Genomic DNA, 17699 nt, shown 5'->3' with positions numbered 1-17699 from the left:
CTTACTCCTTATTTGTATATACTCTTTTTAGTAAATTGTTCCATTTATCATCTTCCCCCCAATTTACATTTACTTTCTTACCTATTTTATAGTCAGTCATTAAAAATGACTCTTTTTCATTAAATATAAATTTTACATTAAGTTTGGGTCTTCTATTTAGTGGTATAACTTTAAAGCTAAGATTATCTAGGACATATGGTATTTTATCTCTTGATTTAAAATAAAATAAAACCATGTGTTCTGTACTTCTTCCCTCAACTTTTACAACAGCTAAAAAGAGATTATCTTTTGAAAAACCATTTTCAATAAGTGAAAAATACTTGGCAATAGTATAATCTTCACAATCACCTCTGCCTTGAATGATAAACTCTTTCCTTGTACTCCAATGATCGCTTATACCGTATTTTTGTTGGTCTTGTTGGGGAAGTATATTATTAAAAAAACTATTGATATGGGAAAGTTTTCTAATCATAGAGTAGTTTTTAATTTTCTTTTTCAAGTTTTGGTAGTTTTTGAATCTAATTACGATTGCATTTTTATTTGGACTGGCTTTAATCTTTTCTATGTCTGCACTAGTAAACTCAATACTTTTGCCATAAATTAATGTTGAAATCAGTAGAATAGATATAATAGTTTTCATGGAAAAATATAATAACATGGATTTTTATAAAAAGGGATTAAAATATGGTAAGTGATGTAATTGAAAGTAATGATTTTAAAAATATAATGATAAAACAAATTCATGAGATGATAAATTTTATGCTAGAAAGAGATAGTGAGTTCGCCATTACTGTAAATGTAGAAGGAGCAACTTTTTCTCCAACATTGCCTACAAGTATAGAAAAGAAGCTATCAAAGTTTTCTCTTTTTGTTTTGAGTAATTATACGTATTCAACTATAAAAATAGATGATAAATTTGTATCTTTTGAAGCTGGTTTTGGAACAGAAAATTTTGGCTCAACTGTTACTATCCCTTTGGAAGCAATTTTTCAAATAGTAATAGAAGATTCAATTTTATTAATTAATCCAGTGGCAACAGTTGCGAAGTTTAATGATAGTTCAAAAGCATCACTAAATAAGTCAATAAATGTATTTAAGAATAATCCCAATAACCAAAAATTTCAATAAAAGGTAAAACTTGAATATTACTCAAAAAGAGAAGTTGTTAGTAATAATTATCAGATATTTTCTGCCTATTTTTATTATTTTTATTACAATCTTGGCATCTATCTTAGTTACATATGAACACAAAAGTAATATTCAAACAGAAAAAGAATATATTAAAAACCAATACATAACTGACCAAAAAGAGTTAATAAAAAGTGATTTAAAAAGAGTTTATAACTATATAAAGAATAAAGAGAAAAATACAAAAGAGAACTTACAAATTGATTTAAAAAGTAGAGTAAACAATGCCTATTCAATACTCAATTCAATTTATGAAAATAATAAAGATAAAAAAACAAAAAAAGAGATTATTGAGCAGATTAAATATGCATTGAAAGATATTAGGTTTAGTAAGGGCAAAGGCTATTTTTTTATTTTTACAATGAATGCAAATACAATACTAAATTCTGCTTTTCCAAAGTTAAATGGAATGAGTTTATGGAATCATCAAGATGCAAAAGGTACTTTTATATTCCAAGATATGAAGAAGCTATTAAAAAATAAAAATGAAGTTTATTATGACTGGTATTGGAAAGATCCTTTAAAAAAAGATGAAGGTGAACGTCTAAAAATAGGCTATTTTAAAAAGTTTGAACCATATGGTCTTTATATAGGGACTGGTTTTTATTATGAAGATTATGTACATAATTTAAAAGATGAGGTTGCAAATTATATTTCAAAACTAAGATATAAAGATGATAGATATGTCTTTATAATAGATGAATATAGAGACTTGATAGTTAGTAAACATGAAAGTATTTTGAATATAAATATTCAAGAATATGCAGATGGAGATTTTTGGGAAAATAGTATTGATAAATTAACAAAAAATAAAAGCAGAGAAGATGGACTTTATGTAGAGTATGGTTTGAACGTTGATGAACTTGATGAGCCCATAAAAAAAATATCTTATCTTTTATACTTTGAAAACTGGGATTGGGTATTAGGAACTGGATTTGAATTAAGTTCTATAAATGCTACTATAAAACAAAAACAAAACTATTTAGAAGAGAAATATAAAACCTATTTAAATAATATATTTTTAATAGGTTTTATTTTTGTTTTTTTTCTTCTGATTCTCTCTTATTTTATATCAAAATATATAGAAAAAAGTTTTTTTAATTATACTAGTGACCTTGAAGAAAAACAAGATTTACTTTTAAAGGCTCATGAAGTAGGAGGCTTTGGAAATTGGGAAGTGGATACTAATAGTATGACTGCAATTTGGTCTGATTCTATAATAAAAATCTTTGGTATTGAAAAAATGCCTGAAAAAGTAGGACCAGAGTTTTTAAAAACAATTATGCATAAAGAAGATTGGAAATGTTTTGAGAGCTCTATGTATAGTGCAATTAAAGAGCATAAAGAACATAAATGTACCTACAGAATCATCAAACCAGATAGCTCAATTGTTTGGATTGATTGTAAAGGTGAGTATGACTCTAGAACAAATAAAATTGTAGGTACTATTCAAGATATCACAGAAAGAATGCAGTTTGAAATAGATAAACATGAAAAAGAAAAGATTATTCAATATCAAAGTAAAATGGCAGCAATGGGTGAGATGATAGGTAATATTGCACATCAATGGAGACAACCACTTTCTGTAATATCTACTGCATCAACAGGTATAAAACTAAAAAAAGAGATGGGAGAGTTAAGTGATGAAGATTTACTTACTACTATGGATAGTATAAATAATTCTACTCAATACCTATCTCAAACAATTGATGACTTTAGAAACTTCTTTAATCCCGCACAGCAGAATTATATCATGGTAAGTATTGAAGATGTCATTGATAGTACACTTAATTTAGTTCATGCTCAATATGTATCAAAAGGTATAACTATTATAAAAAATATTGAAGACATATCTCTTAAGACATCTAAAAATGGCTTGATTCAAGTACTAATCAATATTTTAAATAACTCAAGAGATGTTTTAGCAGAACAAAAAAAACAGAAGAAATTTATCTTTATAAATAGTTTCAAAAAGAGTAAAGATTTACTTATAGAAATCTATGACAATGGAAATGGAATAGATGAAAAAATAATAAATAGAATATTTGAACCATACTTTACTACAAAATATAAATCTCAAGGTACAGGAATAGGCTTATTTATGAGTCAAGAGATAATAGAAAAGCAATTAAATGGAACAATAGTAGCTGAGAATTATAGTTATAACTATGAAGGTGAAGATTATACTGGGGCAAAATTCACAATTAAGATATCTCTATCTTAGTTGTATTTAAATTATTCTTATCTTACTTATCCTAGTATATAGGGTTTAGCTAGTTATTATTACTAATCTTATGATTCTAATCAATTGACAATATATGTATATATACTATAATTATATAAAATAATAAGGATATTATGATGTTTTCAAAATTTTCAATTAAACAAAAACTTATTTCAATTATGATGATACCTTTAATTGTAGTAATATTATTATCGGCAAAACTTGCATACAATGCCTATACAGAAACAATCAATTTACAAAAAATAGAAAAGATTGTACTCCTTTCAACAAAAATTGGAGCGATGGTTCATGAAACTCAAAAAGAAAGAGGAATGACAGCAGGATTTTTAGGAAGTAAAGGAAAGAAGTTTATTGATTCTTTACCTAATCAAAGAGAAAATGTAAATAGTAAAAAAGAAGATTTGTTAACTTTTTTAAAAGATTTTGATACCAATAATTATACTACAGAATTTAAAGATAATTTAGAAAAAGGTTTAAGTCAATTAGAACAAATTGATGATGTAAGAAATAAAGTCTCATCACTAACAATAGATACAGGAGCTGCAATTACTTACTACACAAAGATGAATGGACAATTTTTAAATGTAATTGCTTCTTCAATTCAACTTGCAACTAATGTAAAACTATCACAAAGATTAACTGCATATACAAACTTCTTATTGTCTAAAGAAAGAGCTGGTATTGAAAGAGCAGTAGGGTCTAATACTTTTGCTAGAGATAACTTTGGAAAAGGTATGAGAGTTAAGTTTAATAATCTTGTAGCTGAACAAAATGCTTATTTAGATTCTTTTTTGAAAGTTGCAAATATGACTGATAGAAGTTTTTATAATAATACTTTGACAGGCGAAGCTATAAGTGAAGTTAATAGAATGAGAGAAATATTACTTTCAAGTGGAAAAACATCAGAATTTGGAATTGAAGCAAAATATTGGTTTGATACAATAACAAAAAAGATTAATTTATTAAAACAAGTTGAGGATTATTTAGCTACCGAAATTATAGAGACCTCTACTACTGAAAAAGAAATAATGTTTACAGAAACAACACTTTTTGCAGTATTAACAACACTTGGAATTGCATTAACTTTAATTATGGGTAGAACAATTGCTTTTACTTTATTAATTGATGTTAAAGATGTAAAAGCGGGTCTTGATAATTTTTTTGCATTTATTAATTTTGAAAAAGATGATTTAGAACTTATTAAAATTCACTCTAATGATGAGTTAGGACAAATGTCAAAAATTATTAATAAAAATATTGAGAATACAAAACATAATATTCAAACTGATAAAGATTTAATTGCAAATACAATAGATGTTGCAAATAAGATTAATAATGGACATCTAAGTACAAGAATATCACTGCATTCAAATAATCCACAACTAAATGAACTAAAAGATATTATAAACGAAATGCTTAATACTTTAGAGTGTAATATTAAAAAAATATCTGATGTTTTAATTTCATTTTCTAATATGGATTATAGACCTACAGTTAATAAAGAGAACCTAGATGGAACACTTGGACGTTTATGTGATGATGTTAATAAACTAAGTAAATCATTTACAGAAATTTTAATTGAAAATAAAAGAAATGGTATGATATTAAGTCAAAATGCTGAAACATTAACTTCAAATTTAAATGAGCTTTCAAATGCAGCTACAACTCAGGCTGCATCTTTAGAAGAGACAGCTGCATCTTTAGAAGAGTTAACTGCAAATTTACAACAAAATACTGAATCAACTACTGAAATGGCAAACTATGGCACAAAAGTAAAAGAGTCAGTTTCTGTTGGGCATGAACTTGCAACTAAAACAGTTGATGCCATGGAAGATATAAATGATCAAACTACAGCTATTACTGAAGCTATCACAGTTATTGATCAAATAGCTTTTCAAACAAATATCCTCTCTTTAAATGCAGCAGTTGAAGCCGCAACTGCTGGCGAAGCAGGAAAAGGATTTGCTGTTGTTGCACAAGAGGTTAGAAATCTAGCTTCAAGAAGTGCTGAAGCTGCAAAAGAGATTAAAGATATAGTTTTAAATGCACAAACAAAAACTGATTATGGTAAAACAATTGCTACTGATATGATTAAAGGTTATGATGAACTAAATATAAATATTTCTAAAACAATTCACTTAATCGAAAATGTTTCAACTGCAAGTAAAGAGCAAGAACAAGGCATCATACAAATTAATGATGCAGTTAATCAATTAGATAAAATCACTCAAGTAAATGCACAAAATACAGCAGCAGCAGATGCTATAGCAAATAAAACTCAAAAAATCTCGAATATAATTGTTGAGAATGCTGATGAAAAAGAATTCCATGGGAAAAATGATATTAAAATAAGAGCTGAAGCAGTTAATGTTGGCTTTGCTGGAAATGAAAGAAGAGGAGTTGAAAAAGAGATTAAAAAACTGAAAAACGAACCTTCAAGAAATCCTATAAAAAAGCCAAAGAAACAAGAAAGTGAAACTAATGAATGGGAAAGTTTTTAGAATTGTATAAATCACATATAGAGGTAAAATCCTCTATGTGATGATTATTTTGTTGGTGAAAATGGGAATAAAGCACTTCCCCATGTAAGACCAGCTCCAAATGCATCAAAAAGTACATTTTCGCCAGCTTTGATTCTTCCTTGCTCATATGCATAGTTCATAGCCATAGGAATTGAAGCAGCTGAGGTATTTCCATATTTATCTACAGTTACCACAGTTTGTTCTTCTGTTAGTTTTAAAGCCTCACCAACGGCTTTGATTATTCTAAAGTTTGCTTGGTGAGGAATAAAGTGTTTAATATCTTCTGGTTTTAAGTTATGTTTTTCTAACATAACTTGTACATCAGAAGTTAGAGTTTTAACAGCAAGTTTGAAAGTTTCATTCCCTTTCATTTGAATACAAGCTAGTTTTTGCTCTAAAACTTCAGGTGAACATGGAGTTTTACTTCCTCCACCAGGAGTCATAATTAGATGGTCATAATCTCCATCACTAGAACATTTTACATCTACTATTGCTTCATCTTTATTTTCAGTTGCAGATATAATTGCGGCACCTGCACCATCTCCAAAAATAAAAGCAGTTCCTCTATCTTCATAATTTAAAATAGAAGTATACTTTTCAGCACCGATTATAAGTACATTTTTTTTCATTCCAGATTCAATAAAAGCTTTAGCAACAGATAAAGCATATACAAATCCAGTACAAGCTGCACTTATATCGAAAGCCTGTACATCTCTTAGACCTAATTTTGATGCTGTTACACAAGCAGTTGAAGGCATACAAAGATAATCAGGAGTAACAGTTGCAAATACGATTAAATCTACATCGCTAACTTCTATTCCTGCTCTTTGAATAGCAAGGCTAGCAGCTTTAGCTCCCATGTCAGATGGATATTCATCTTCAGCTGCTATTCTTCGCTCTTTTATACCAGTTCTTTTTGTTATCCATTCATCTGACGTATCCATGATTTTTTCAAAATCTACATTTGTCATGATTTTTTCTGGTATATAAGCGCCTATTGATCTAAAAGCTGCGTAAGCCATTCTTAGTCCTTAAAAATTTCTATATTTTGCAAGTTTATCTTCTATATCTTGTTCTAGTCTAGAACTTGCTGCACTTATAGCTTGATTTATTGCATTTTTTATAGCTTTAGGATTTGATTTTCCATGGGCTATAATTACTGGAGCTTTAACACCTAATAAAGGAGCTCCACCATACTCTGCATAATCAACTCTAACTTTTAAAGATTTAAAAACTTTTCTCATCAATACAGCACCTGCAATAGAGATTAAAGATCTTTTTAGATTTTTCTTCAATATTTGACCAATTGTGTCTGCTACACCTTCGGCAGTTTTTAATAATATATTTCCGATAAATCCATCACAAACTACAACATCAACTGTTCCTTTGAAGATATCACTACCTTCAACATTTCCAGCGAAATTTTTAATTTGTGAATTAGTTAGTAATTCATGAGCTGCTCTTGTAACTTCGTTACCTTTTGATTCTTCTTCCCCATTACTTAGTAATCCAATAATTGGTTCATCAAGTTTCAAAACATCTTGAGCATAGATTTGTCCCATAACTGCAAATTCAAAAAGATTTTTTTCATCACAATCAACATTTGCACCAACATCTAAAACCAAAGTATTTTGATTTTCACTTGTTGGCATAAGTGTAGCGATTGCGGGTCTTGTAACACCTTTAATTCTTCCAATTCTAAGTGTTGCCAAAGACATAGAAGCACCTGAGTGACCAGCTGAAACTACAGCATCTGCAAGACCTGTTTTAACTAGTTCAATAGCTTGATAAATTGAGCTGTCTTTTCTTTTAAGTGCATCAGTAGCATGATCTTGCATTGATATTACATCATCACAATCATGGATTTCTATTCTTTTTAAGTATTCATTTGGAATAAGTTTAAGTAGTTCGTCTTTTTTACCTACAGCAATTGCAGAAAAAGCTGTGTTAATTCGTAGTGCAGCTATAAGGCCATCAATGATAGGTTCGGGACCGAAATCCCCACCCATCGCATCAATTGCTATTTTTAGCATTAGTTTTTATATTCGCCAGTATTTGGGTTAACTGTATGAGGCATCTTCCAAGTTCCGTCACTATCTTTTACAGGTCTTTTTAATGTAATTTTATAGTGAGTTCTTCTTTTAGCTGCTCTTGAGTGTGATACTCTTCTCTTTGGTACTGCCATGGTATTCTCCTTTTAATATTCTTTTTCTATACTATCTTTGTTATCTAAACAAAGAGTACAAATGTGATAATCACTTCTTATAGATGAAATTTCACTTTCGATTATTTCATCAAAGTCAATCATATCGTTTTCTATTTCAATTACTAAGTTTTCCAACTCAGAATCATCTTTATACACTCTATCAGATAATAAAAACTCTAGGTTTTCATTAAGCTCGATAGTGTATTCAACCCCGCATCTACAACAATCTACAGATGCAGAACCTACTAAAGTTGCTTCAACTTTAGCTAACGTAGGCGATATTTTACAAAAAGTCCCCTCTAATTTAACTGAATCAAGTTCAGCTGTGAACTCTTTTGCAGTAAAAGGGACTTTTCTAAATTCTATTTGCATAAATAATTATTAACAGATTTCTCTATCTGAAAAGAAAAATTTAATTTCATTAGCTGCATTCTCAACAGAATCAGAACCGTGAACTGCATTTGCATCAATAGATTCAGCAAAATCAGCTCTAATTGTACCAGCAGCAGCTTCTTTAGGGTTTGTAGCACCCATTAAGTCTCTGTTGATAGACATTGCATTGTCACCTTCTAAAACTGTAACTACAACAGGTCCAGAAATCATGAATTCTACTAGTTCACCAAAAAATGGTCTTTGGGCATGTACAGCATAAAAAGCTTCAGCGTCAGCTTTGCTTAATTGCATTTTTTTTGTAGCAGCAATTCTTAGTCCAGCAGATTCAAATCTGTCTAAGATTTTCCCTACAACATTTTTAGCAACAGCATCAGGTTTGATGATAGATAACGTTTGTTCCATATGATATTTTCCTATTTTAAATTTCAAGTCGCGGATTATATCTAAAAAAATAAAAAAAGGCAAGTAGTTTAAAACTACTTGCCTTTTTTACTATTTAAAAATATGGTAAGACTAGTCTTCTACGCAAGGCTCTCCGGCTACTTTACCTTCTGTATCAGGGTTTTCTCCCCATACAATACATCCTTCTGTAGGACAAGCTTCAGCACAAGCTGGTTCATCGTGGTGACCTATACATTCAACACATTTGTCTTCATATACATAATAGATATCTTCACCTGTAGGATTTTCATCATTATCTACAATTGCTTCAACTGGACACTCATCTAAACAAGCATCACAGCTGATACATGTATCAGTAATTACTACTGCCATTCTAACTCCTTTGTTATACTTTGAATAACTTTATCACATCAAATATAAATATAACTTTAAAATTTATTAAACAAAAAGCAATTATATTTGAAGAAATTTAGCTATTTTTTAGAATTTTTTTTTCTTCATGTGTAAATTAGCCACTAAAGTGTAGTTTTTAATAAATAATTTAAAATAAATTTTATTTTTAAGCAGAGTAAGAGAGATATCTTTTTTACACACTTTTTTTGTACTCATTATATAAAGGTAGAGAAAATATTAATAAAATATGGCTTTAAGGATAATTTTTATCCTAAAGTAAAAATTTTCTTAAAAATAAAATTAAACAAAATAGTTGATGTTTTATTTTAGAATATTGTATTATACTTACATCACTTAAAACTTAAAATAAAGGAAAAAAATATGTTAGTTACAAAAAAAGCTCCAGATTTCACAGCAACAGCTGTACTTGCAGATGGTCAAATCGTAGAGGATTTTAATTTATATGAAAATATTGGTGAAAAAGGTGCGGTTTTATTTTTCTACCCATTAGACTTTACATTTGTATGTCCATCAGAAATTATTGCATTTTCTAAAAGAATTGAAGAGTTCTCTTCAAGAGGTGTAAATGTTATTGGAGTTTCTGTTGATTCACAATTTTCTCACTTTGCATGGAGAGAAACTGCTGTTGAAAATGGTGGAATTGGAAGAGTTAAATACCCATTAGTTGCAGACTTAAGCAAACAAATTTCAAAAGATTATGATGTATTATTCGGTGATGCTGTTGCACTAAGAGGATCTTTTCTAATTGATAAAGATGGAACTGTAAGACATGCAGTAATCAATGACTTACCACTTGGAAGAAATATTGATGAAATGATTAGAATGGTAGATACAATGATATTTACAAACGAAAATGGTGAAGTTTGTCCTGCAGGTTGGGCAAAAGGTGACGAAGGTATGAAAGCATCAACTGAAGGTGTTGCAGAATACTTAGGAAAACATGAGGGTGATTTATAATAATCATTTTTAAAATATTCAATAAAAAGGTGTCAAGTAATTGGCACCTTTTTTGTTTTATATAAATAATATTTGACAAATTTAAAAATAAAGACTAAAATTACACCACTTAAAATTCTACATACAGAATTAACTACAAAAAATCACTTTACTGAAAATGACAAAGGTCTAAATATAAATGGAAGAGACAACAACTCAAACTAAGAAGAATACTCCCTCAAAAGGAAATTCTAATAGCAGAAAAGCTAGGACACATATCCCTGTAGAAGGGCATACAATTGAAAAACTAAGAGAATATCCTTTAGAAGAACTACTTCAAATAGCAAAAAAACTCAATGTTGAAAACCCACAAGAACTCAAACGACAAGAACTAATGTTCTCTATTTTAAAAACACAAATCGACCAAGGCGGATTTATACTTTTTACAGGTATCTTAGAGGTAAAAGATGGCGGATTTGGTTTTTTAAGAGCAATGGATGGGAATTTTTCTGATACTTCAAATGATTCTTATGTTTCTGCAACACAAATCAAAAAGTTTGCACTTAGAACTGGGGATATTGTAACTGGACAAGTTAGACCTCCAAATAAAGATAGTGAAAAATATTATGCACTACTAAAAATTGAAGCAATAAACTATCTACCAATACATGAATCAAAAAATAGACCACTTTTTGATAACTTAACACCTTTGTATTCAACTGAGCGATTTAAATTTGAATATGAATCAACTAAAATGACAGGAAGAATCCTAGACCTTTTTTCTCCTATGGGTAAAGGTCAAAGGGGACTTATCGTTGCTCCTCCAAAAACAGGTAAAACAGAACTTTTAAAAGAACTAGCTCATGGTATTTCAAGAAATCACCCAGAAGCTCACTTGATGGTTTTACTAATTGATGAAAGACCAGAAGAAGTTACAGATATGCAAAGAAGTGTAAAAGGTGATGTTTACTCTTCTACTTTTGACTTACCTGCGCAAAATCATGTTAGGGTTGCTGAAATCGTTATTGAAAAAGCAAAAAGAATGGTAGAGATGAAAAAAGATGTAGTTATCTTACTTGACTCAATCACAAGACTAGCACGTGCATATAATACAGTTACTCCAAGTAGTGGAAAAGTACTTTCAGGTGGGGTTGATGCAAATGCATTACACAAACCAAAAAGATTTTTCGGGGCTGCACGTAACATAGAAGAGGGTGGAAGTTTAACTATCATCTCAACAGCGTTAATTGATACAGGTTCAAAAATGGACGAAGTTATTTTTGAAGAGTTCAAAGGAACTGGAAATAGTGAAGTTGTACTTAGCCGTGATGCTTCAAACAAAAGAGTTTACCCAGCTGTTGATATTATCAGATCAGGTACAAGAAAAGAAGAACTACTTCTTACTCCAGATATCTTACAAAAAACATGGATACTAAGAAACGCAATTGCCTCTATGGATGAAGTAGAAGCCTTGAAGTTTCTTTATTCTAAGATGTTGAAGACCAAGAATAATGATGACTTTTTCGCAGGAATGAACGAATAGTTTCATAAAACTGCCTCTTTTTGCAGATTTCCGCGTCAATGCGGAAATTTTGCTCGTCATGTACTACATGTACACTCCTACACAAAGTTACCCCACTTCCTTGAACTTTACAAAAATAGTTAGCTTTATGAAGCTATTTTCTAAATATGAATTTTAACTATTTTAGATATTATTGTTTATGATTACTTTTGAAAATTTAAAAACTGAGAATAGAAAAAAACTAACTTCCTTACAATTTGAACTAAATATACTAAATAAGGTCAAGCACTTTTCTAAAAACTTAATTGAATTAGAAGATATCTGTTCTACATTTAGAGAAATAAAAGTTGATGGCATTAAATATTATTATACTAAATCGACTACTAAGTTTGTATGGTCAATTATTGATATATTTTATGAATTTTCATATATCAATAAAAATATATCAAGAAGTTCTATTCAGAGTGCTATCTTATCATCCTTAGATTTTAAAACAAAAAATGAAAAACTTGTTGAAGTTATAATTAGCAAATTAAATGCTGAAATAAAATCTCACTCTCATTATATTATAATCAAAGGTATTAGTTTTGACGAAATGGAATTTATAGAAATAGGCAAACATAAGATATATCATTTTTCAAAAATCAAAAATGACATTCAATCTGTTGATTATAAAGAAGGATTAGAAAGAATAAACAAAAATTTTGAAAATGAATATGTAATAGTAGGTGAATATTTTGGCGAGATTGAAAAAACAAAAGAGCAATTTAATATAGATTGTCAAGATACTTTAAATGTTTTAAGACTATTTGCTTCTATGTCTTCTGAACGTGGTTTTACTAAAGAAAGTAAAAATATTAATTTTAAACACAATTACACATCACTAATTGATGAACGGTTTACTATTACAGGTAAACAGAATTTATCAACCTCTTATAAGCAAAATGTACCTCCTTTAGAGACTATTTCAGAAGAAATATATTTGAATTATTATAATAACTTGTTAAAACCGTTAAATGAATTATATAAGGCAAATAGACAAAGTAAAACAGAACAAATTATTAAAAACTTCGTTCATTGGCTGGGCGAGGCACAAAATGAATCAGATGCAGAAAGTTCATTTTTAAAATATTGCATAGCATTAGAAAATCTTTTTAGTTTAAAGGATAAAAAACCTACTGAATATTTTTATAAAGGTATCATTGGTACTATACATGCCTCAAAATATAGGTATGAGTTAGATGAATTTGATTTTTATGATATTGAAAAAGCAACAACAAAAATTAAAGATTATTATGATGAAAGGTCAAGAATTGTTCATGATGGTAAACGAGATACTATAGGTTTTGAAGATTTAAAATATATGAATTATGTATCATATATGACTTTATTGCATTTACTTGATTATAAAGACGAATCAATTGATGATATTGTTATAAATTCAATAAATTGCTATAAGGTTTTCTCAGGAGAAAGAATAGGTGTATTTGATAATTCCTATAAATGTATTAAGGGATATTCTAAGAAATCCCAAGATCTACAGAAGCCGAGTGTTTAGTTTTCTCTTTTCTAAACAAGATTGACAACTGAGTGAGTGTTTAAAAGTTCCATGCTGGAGTGAAACGACTAAATTCCAGAATGGACAAAATGCAAGTTTTAATAAACGAGTTTTCTCAAAGAGAGTGTAAACACAAGTCAAGCAGAAAAGATAAAAATAATAAGGGAGGGAACCTTTGGCTTCGAAGCCGTGGGTGGCTTTTTGTTTTACTTTTTGCCACCATGCAGGAATGCAGTGACTAAATCCCGAAGGGTAAAAAGTGAAGAAGCGGAGACCTTTAGGTCTTCAAGAGAGAAAACTAATTAAATCAAAACATTCTCCTATGTTGTAAAATCAACCCCACTTTTTCAACACATCTGTTGTACTCATCAATCGCTTCTTTATTTTCTTTTTCCCAGTTGATTCTTTTATCTTTATTTGATAAGTTACGATGTAATGGTTTGGTTTTTAGATGATTGTCTTTTGATGGTGTAATTAATTTTTTTGCCATAGAAAATCCTTTGTTATATTCTACTTAAAATCTTTTAATTTTAAAATTATCTGTTTCTTTTATCTCAAATGCTATAATACTCCCATGCACAAAAAATTACAAAAATATATTCAATCATATGATTTAATACAAAATACAAATACCTACGAACTAAAACCAAATGGTGGCATGATAGTTTTAATCAATCAAAATGTAAAGTGTGAAGTTCTTATTCACGATGAGCTTTTTATTTTGGATAGTTTTCAAGCTATATTAATCAATGCCTATGAAGAGTCTATAAATATAAAATCAGATGAAAATATTAATTTGCTAGCTGTTAGATTTAAAGGTGCGGGGGCTTCTTTTTTTTATGAGGAGTTTATGGATGAGCTTATGCATCATGGCAAAGAGCCTGTTTATTTGCAAAAAGATATTTTGCAGACTTTTGATAATCTTGAATCAGAGTTAGACACTTATTTTCAAAGTCGTTTTAAGCCTAGTAAATCTCAGTTTGGTGTTATGCGAATAATTGAATTAGTGGAAAAAAATCATGGTGATTATGATATGGAAGAGGTATTAAAAATAGCAAATGTGCCTAGGAAAATCTTTGATAAAGTTTTTAGATGGCATGTTGGCTTGGCTTTAAAGAGTTATGCAGGTATTCGAAAAGAGTTATTAGCATAACTCTTTAAAAACTTTTTCATACTGCTCAAGTCTAAAATCAAAGCTTGTGTAGTTTTGATTCTCTTTTTTCATCTTTTTGTAGTATTTATTTGCACCTATACTTCTATTTGCTGCGTTTGATGGGGAAGTTAGACTTATGGTTTGGATATTTCTTTTATCATAAATAAATTCATGTTTTTTTGGGATATTCTCACTGATTAGTTTTAAGGGAATATTTTCTTTTTTTAGGACTTGTCTAAAGAAGTATTCTGGGGAGTTTTTACATAATCCTCCTGTGAAGATTATGGTTTGGATGTTTTTATACTCTTTTAGATAGTCTAAAATATCTCTTAAGATTACTTCTCTCATGCCAATATCACTTGCATCTATTTTTTCTCTTTTACAAGATTCCACTATATCACAGATACCTATTTGATTTTTTATTAGGAACTCTTTTCTTTTAGTTATTTCTTCAGTAGTATTTTGAAAGGATAATTTTAGATTGAAAATTTTATCAAAGGCTTGCCAAAGTAGGTTGTCCTTTGAACCATAACAAAAGTCCACATCATTTTTCTTAAACTCTTTATTACAAAATCTAGGAGGTGGTAAAGTTCCTACAATGATTCTTTTGTTTGTATGATTTAAGAATGGTTCGTATGGATGAAAATGATAAAACAAATAGCTACCTTTTAATAAGATACTTCAATTATTACAAAAAACAAATTAAAAAAAGAATTTTATGCAAAGTGATTTTTATTTATTATTAATACTTGCTGAATTAAATTATTAAAATTATTTTATATAAGACCTTTAAAACTTCAAGTGCTAGAATCAAAGATTAGTTACATTAAAAAAATTATTTATAAATTTTAAAACCAAATTAAAAGGTTTAATATGAGAATAATAGCAAATTACTTTGAAACACTTGAAGCATTGATAAAAGAAAATAATCACAATGAGTACTTATTGTTTGTTGCTTCAAAAACAAATGTAGATTTAAGTCTTTTAAAAAACTCTGATATTAAAATCTATGGAGGAATATTTCCCCAAATTATTTTTAAAGATAAAGTTTATGACTATGGCATGATTGCTATAGAAATAAACAATAATATGAAAATAGACTTTATAAAAGATATTAGTAAAACTTCTTTAGATAAAAACAATTTTAAAGATATAAAATCAGTTATTACTATATTGGAAGGTTTATCTACTTATACGGAGCCCTTTATCCAAGAGCTTTTTGATAATGTAGATATTCATACAAATATACTTGGAGCTGGAGCTGGATCTTTTGAGGAAAAAACAAATGCTTTTATTTTTGATAATAGTGGACTTTACAAAGATGCAGCGATTTTGCTTAGTTTAAAAAATAGCATTGACTTAGGTGTAAAACACGGCTGGGAATATTTAGATGGACCATATGTTGTAACTTCAGCAGAGGGTAATATTGTAAAAACAATAGATCACAGAAGTGCATTTGAAGTCTATAAAGAGATAGTTGAAAAGGATTATGGAATATCTTTAACAAAAGAGAACTTTTTAGAAGTTTCAAAAAACTATCCCTTTGGTATTGTAAAGTACAAAGGTGAAGAAGTTGTAAGGGATCCTATTGCTTTTGATGGTGATAACTTAATCTTAGTAGGAAAAATCTCAAACAACAGCGTTTTAAATGTTTTAAAAGGTAGAAATGAAAGTCTATTAGAGGCATCAAGAGAAGCCATAAGTGATGCTTTGAAAAATAGTTGCGATTTTATACTTGTCTTTGATTGTATTACAAGAAAAAGCTTTTTAGAAGATAAGTTTGATGATGAGTTGGGTACAATCTTCGAAGAAACAAATGCTTCTACTTTTATTGGAGCCATATCTATTGGCGAGATAGCCAATGAAGGTAATAAATATATTAATTTTTTAAATAAAACTTGTGTAATAGGTGGTATATGCTTTTAAGTCAACTCTCAATCTCGTACAAATGTCATAGTTCAATAGGTAATAGTCTAAAATTAAAAGATATGATAGATGAAGTAATAAAAACTTTTATTATGGAAACTGATGCTATTTATGGAAGTTTTTATCTCACAAAAGAAAATATAGAGCCTATTGTTTATCATGGAAAAAAACTAGATTTTGATATAAATGATTTATTCAAAAAAAGTAAAAACGATGAGATAATAGTCATCTCTTTAGAAGATACTGTAAATGCTTTATTATATAAACTTGAAAATGGTTTGATTGTATTTTTTTATGATAAAGAGATTGATTTAGGATTCATTACTTCTATTTATGAAAGCTTTAGACAAAAATTAAATATAAGTATAAACTCTTGCCTAAATGTGCAAAAACTAGAAGAGAAAAATCTTGAGTTAGAAGATTTGACTTTAAACTTAAAAGCTAAAGTAAAAACAGCTGTTGAACTTACTAAAGAAAAAGAAAAACAATTTTTTGAGCAATTAAAGATGGCACAAATGGGTGAATTAATAGGTAATATTGCTCACCAATGGCGACAACCCTTAAGTGTTATTTCTACAGCTGCAAGTGGTATGAAGATAAAAAAGGAACTTAAAGTTTTAGATGATGAAGACTTTTTTCATTATGCTGAAAGTATATTAAATAATGTGACTTTTTTATCAGATACTATTGATGAGTTTAGGGATTATATAAAAGAGAGTCATAGAGAAAAAGAGATAATTGTTCAAGATAGAGTTAAAATGGCTTTCAAAATGGTTGAAACAAGTTTTTCTATTGAAAATATAAAAATCATCGAAGATACTATGGAAAAAGAGCCTATAAAATTTCAACTTATTTTAGGAGAACTCCTTCAAGTAATAATTGCAATTTTAAATAATGCAAGGGAAGCTTTATCTAGTAAAAAAAGTTCAGAAAAATGGCTAAAATATTCTGTATATAGAGATGAAAATAATGTAATTATAACTATTGAAGATAATGCAGGAGGAATTAAAGAAGAGATAATAGATAAAGTCTTTAATCCATACTTTACAACAAAACATCAGTCCAATGGTACTGGTATTGGGCTATATAGTAGCTATGATATAGTAATCAATCATTTAGGTGGTACTTTAGATGTTGAAAATAGTGAACATGGAGCTAAGTTTTTTATTAAACTTCCTTTGAACATTAACTATACGATTTAGCCTAAAATTTATTTTTTTTCTACTAATGAATT

At 28.8% G+C, this 17699-nt stretch carries 19 protein-coding genes; 10 read left to right on the top strand and 9 right to left on the bottom strand.

All coding sequences use genetic code 11. The features are described from left to right. Position 1: 1 nt before the first annotated feature. Positions 2-640, bottom strand: a complete 639-nt coding sequence (locus ACNI28_RS04675; protein WP_419765962.1) for a transglutaminase-like cysteine peptidase — start codon at positions 638-640, stop codon at positions 2-4. 44 nt (positions 641-684) lie between these two features. Between ACNI28_RS04675 and ACNI28_RS04670 the strand changes: the two genes are divergently transcribed. From ACNI28_RS04670 to ACNI28_RS04660, 3 genes are all read left to right on the top strand, one after another. Further along, entirely contained in the window at positions 685-1128 is a 444-nt protein-coding gene (locus tag ACNI28_RS04670) for a hypothetical protein (protein ID WP_419765960.1), read from the top strand. A gap of 10 nt (positions 1129-1138) precedes the next feature. After that, positions 1139-3412 carry a cache domain-containing protein gene (locus ACNI28_RS04665; protein ID WP_419765958.1) on the top strand — a complete coding sequence of 758 codons (2274 nt, stop codon included), beginning with the start codon at positions 1139-1141 and terminating at the stop codon, positions 3410-3412. 137 nt (positions 3413-3549) lie between these two features. Further along, complete coding sequence (locus tag ACNI28_RS04660; protein WP_419765956.1) at positions 3550-5934, top strand: methyl-accepting chemotaxis protein; 2385 nt, start codon at positions 3550-3552, stop codon at positions 5932-5934. 44 nt (positions 5935-5978) lie between these two features. Here ACNI28_RS04660 and ACNI28_RS04655 read toward each other — a convergent pair whose 3' ends face one another. The 6 genes from ACNI28_RS04655 to ACNI28_RS04630 all read right to left on the bottom strand — a co-directional run bounded on the left by ACNI28_RS04655 (position 5979) and on the right by ACNI28_RS04630 (position 9328). Then, positions 5979-6977, bottom strand: a complete 999-nt coding sequence (locus ACNI28_RS04655) for a beta-ketoacyl-ACP synthase III (protein WP_419765954.1) — start codon at positions 6975-6977, stop codon at positions 5979-5981. A gap of 9 nt (positions 6978-6986) precedes the next feature. Then, positions 6987-7988 (bottom strand): phosphate acyltransferase PlsX, encoded by a 1002-nt coding sequence (gene plsX, locus ACNI28_RS04650; protein ID WP_419765952.1) that lies wholly within the window; start codon positions 7986-7988, stop codon positions 6987-6989. After that, positions 7988-8140: a 50S ribosomal protein L32 gene (gene rpmF, locus ACNI28_RS04645; protein ID WP_298751375.1), complete on the bottom strand. Its 153-nt coding sequence runs from the start codon at positions 8138-8140 to the stop codon at positions 7988-7990. Before rpmF ends, plsX begins: the two co-directional genes overlap by 1 nt. A 12-nt stretch (positions 8141-8152) precedes the next feature. Then, positions 8153-8533: a DUF177 domain-containing protein gene (locus ACNI28_RS04640; protein ID WP_419765950.1), complete on the bottom strand. Its 381-nt coding sequence runs from the start codon at positions 8531-8533 to the stop codon at positions 8153-8155. A 9-nt stretch (positions 8534-8542) separates the two neighbouring features. Beyond that, the gene (gene ndk, locus ACNI28_RS04635; protein WP_419765948.1) at positions 8543-8956 is read right to left on the bottom strand and encodes a nucleoside-diphosphate kinase; all 414 of its coding nucleotides are present in this window, start codon (positions 8954-8956) and stop codon (positions 8543-8545) included. A 111-nt stretch (positions 8957-9067) separates the two neighbouring features. Continuing rightward, positions 9068-9328 (bottom strand): NADH-quinone oxidoreductase subunit I, encoded by a 261-nt coding sequence (locus ACNI28_RS04630; RefSeq protein ID WP_298751370.1) that lies wholly within the window; start codon positions 9326-9328, stop codon positions 9068-9070. Positions 9329-9730: 402 nt separating this feature from the next. On the opposite strand from ACNI28_RS04630, the gene ACNI28_RS04625 reads away from it, so the two are divergent. The 4 genes from ACNI28_RS04625 (at position 9731) to ACNI28_RS04610 (ending at position 13386) form a co-directional block, all read left to right on the top strand. Next, entirely contained in the window at positions 9731-10327 is a 597-nt protein-coding gene (locus ACNI28_RS04625; RefSeq protein WP_419765947.1) for a peroxiredoxin, read from the top strand. A 72-nt stretch (positions 10328-10399) separates the two neighbouring features. Continuing rightward, positions 10400-10531: a hypothetical protein gene (locus ACNI28_RS04620; protein ID WP_419765945.1), complete on the top strand. Its 132-nt coding sequence runs from the start codon at positions 10400-10402 to the stop codon at positions 10529-10531. Then, a complete protein-coding gene (gene rho, locus ACNI28_RS04615) occupies positions 10506-11849 on the top strand; it encodes a transcription termination factor Rho (protein WP_419765943.1) in 1344 nt (447 codons plus the stop codon). The genes ACNI28_RS04620 and rho overlap by 26 nt, the downstream gene beginning before the upstream one ends. Before the next feature lie 178 nt (positions 11850-12027). Continuing rightward, on the top strand, positions 12028-13386 hold the full coding sequence (locus tag ACNI28_RS04610) for a hypothetical protein (protein WP_419765942.1): 1359 nt from the start codon (positions 12028-12030) through the stop codon (positions 13384-13386). A 307-nt stretch (positions 13387-13693) separates the two neighbouring features. On the opposite strand, the gene ACNI28_RS04605 is transcribed toward ACNI28_RS04610, so the two are convergent. Then, complete coding sequence (locus ACNI28_RS04605; protein ID WP_419765941.1) at positions 13694-13876, bottom strand: type II toxin-antitoxin system CcdA family antitoxin; 183 nt, start codon at positions 13874-13876, stop codon at positions 13694-13696. An 84-nt stretch (positions 13877-13960) separates the two neighbouring features. Here ACNI28_RS04605 and ACNI28_RS04600 point away from each other — a divergent pair, with 84 nt between their 5' ends. Further along, on the top strand, positions 13961-14539 hold the full coding sequence (locus tag ACNI28_RS04600; protein WP_419765939.1) for a hypothetical protein: 579 nt from the start codon (positions 13961-13963) through the stop codon (positions 14537-14539). Here the strand turns inward: ACNI28_RS04600 and ACNI28_RS04595 are convergent. After that, complete coding sequence (locus tag ACNI28_RS04595) at positions 14531-15196, bottom strand: uracil-DNA glycosylase family protein (protein ID WP_419765937.1); 666 nt, start codon at positions 15194-15196, stop codon at positions 14531-14533. The two genes, ACNI28_RS04600 and ACNI28_RS04595, sit on opposite strands and share 9 nt — an antisense overlap. A 216-nt stretch (positions 15197-15412) precedes the next feature. Between ACNI28_RS04595 and ACNI28_RS04590 the strand changes: the two genes are divergently transcribed. Together ACNI28_RS04590 and ACNI28_RS04585 are read left to right on the top strand one after the other, a co-directional pair. Beyond that, the gene (locus tag ACNI28_RS04590) at positions 15413-16465 is read left to right on the top strand and encodes an FIST signal transduction protein (protein ID WP_419765935.1); all 1053 of its coding nucleotides are present in this window, start codon (positions 15413-15415) and stop codon (positions 16463-16465) included. After that, entirely contained in the window at positions 16456-17667 is a 1212-nt protein-coding gene (locus tag ACNI28_RS04585) for a sensor histidine kinase (RefSeq protein ID WP_419765933.1), read from the top strand. The genes ACNI28_RS04590 and ACNI28_RS04585 overlap by 10 nt, the downstream gene beginning before the upstream one ends. Positions 17668-17699 lie beyond the last annotated feature (32 nt).

Origin of the sequence: Arcobacter denitrificans (SeqCode) (assembly GCF_048571185.1) — a bacterium.
Classification (GTDB): Bacteria; Campylobacterota; Campylobacteria; order Campylobacterales; family Arcobacteraceae; genus Arcobacter; species Arcobacter denitrificans.
Note: the sequence above shows the minus strand (reverse complement) of the source record. Positions and strands in the feature narration are given on the sequence as shown.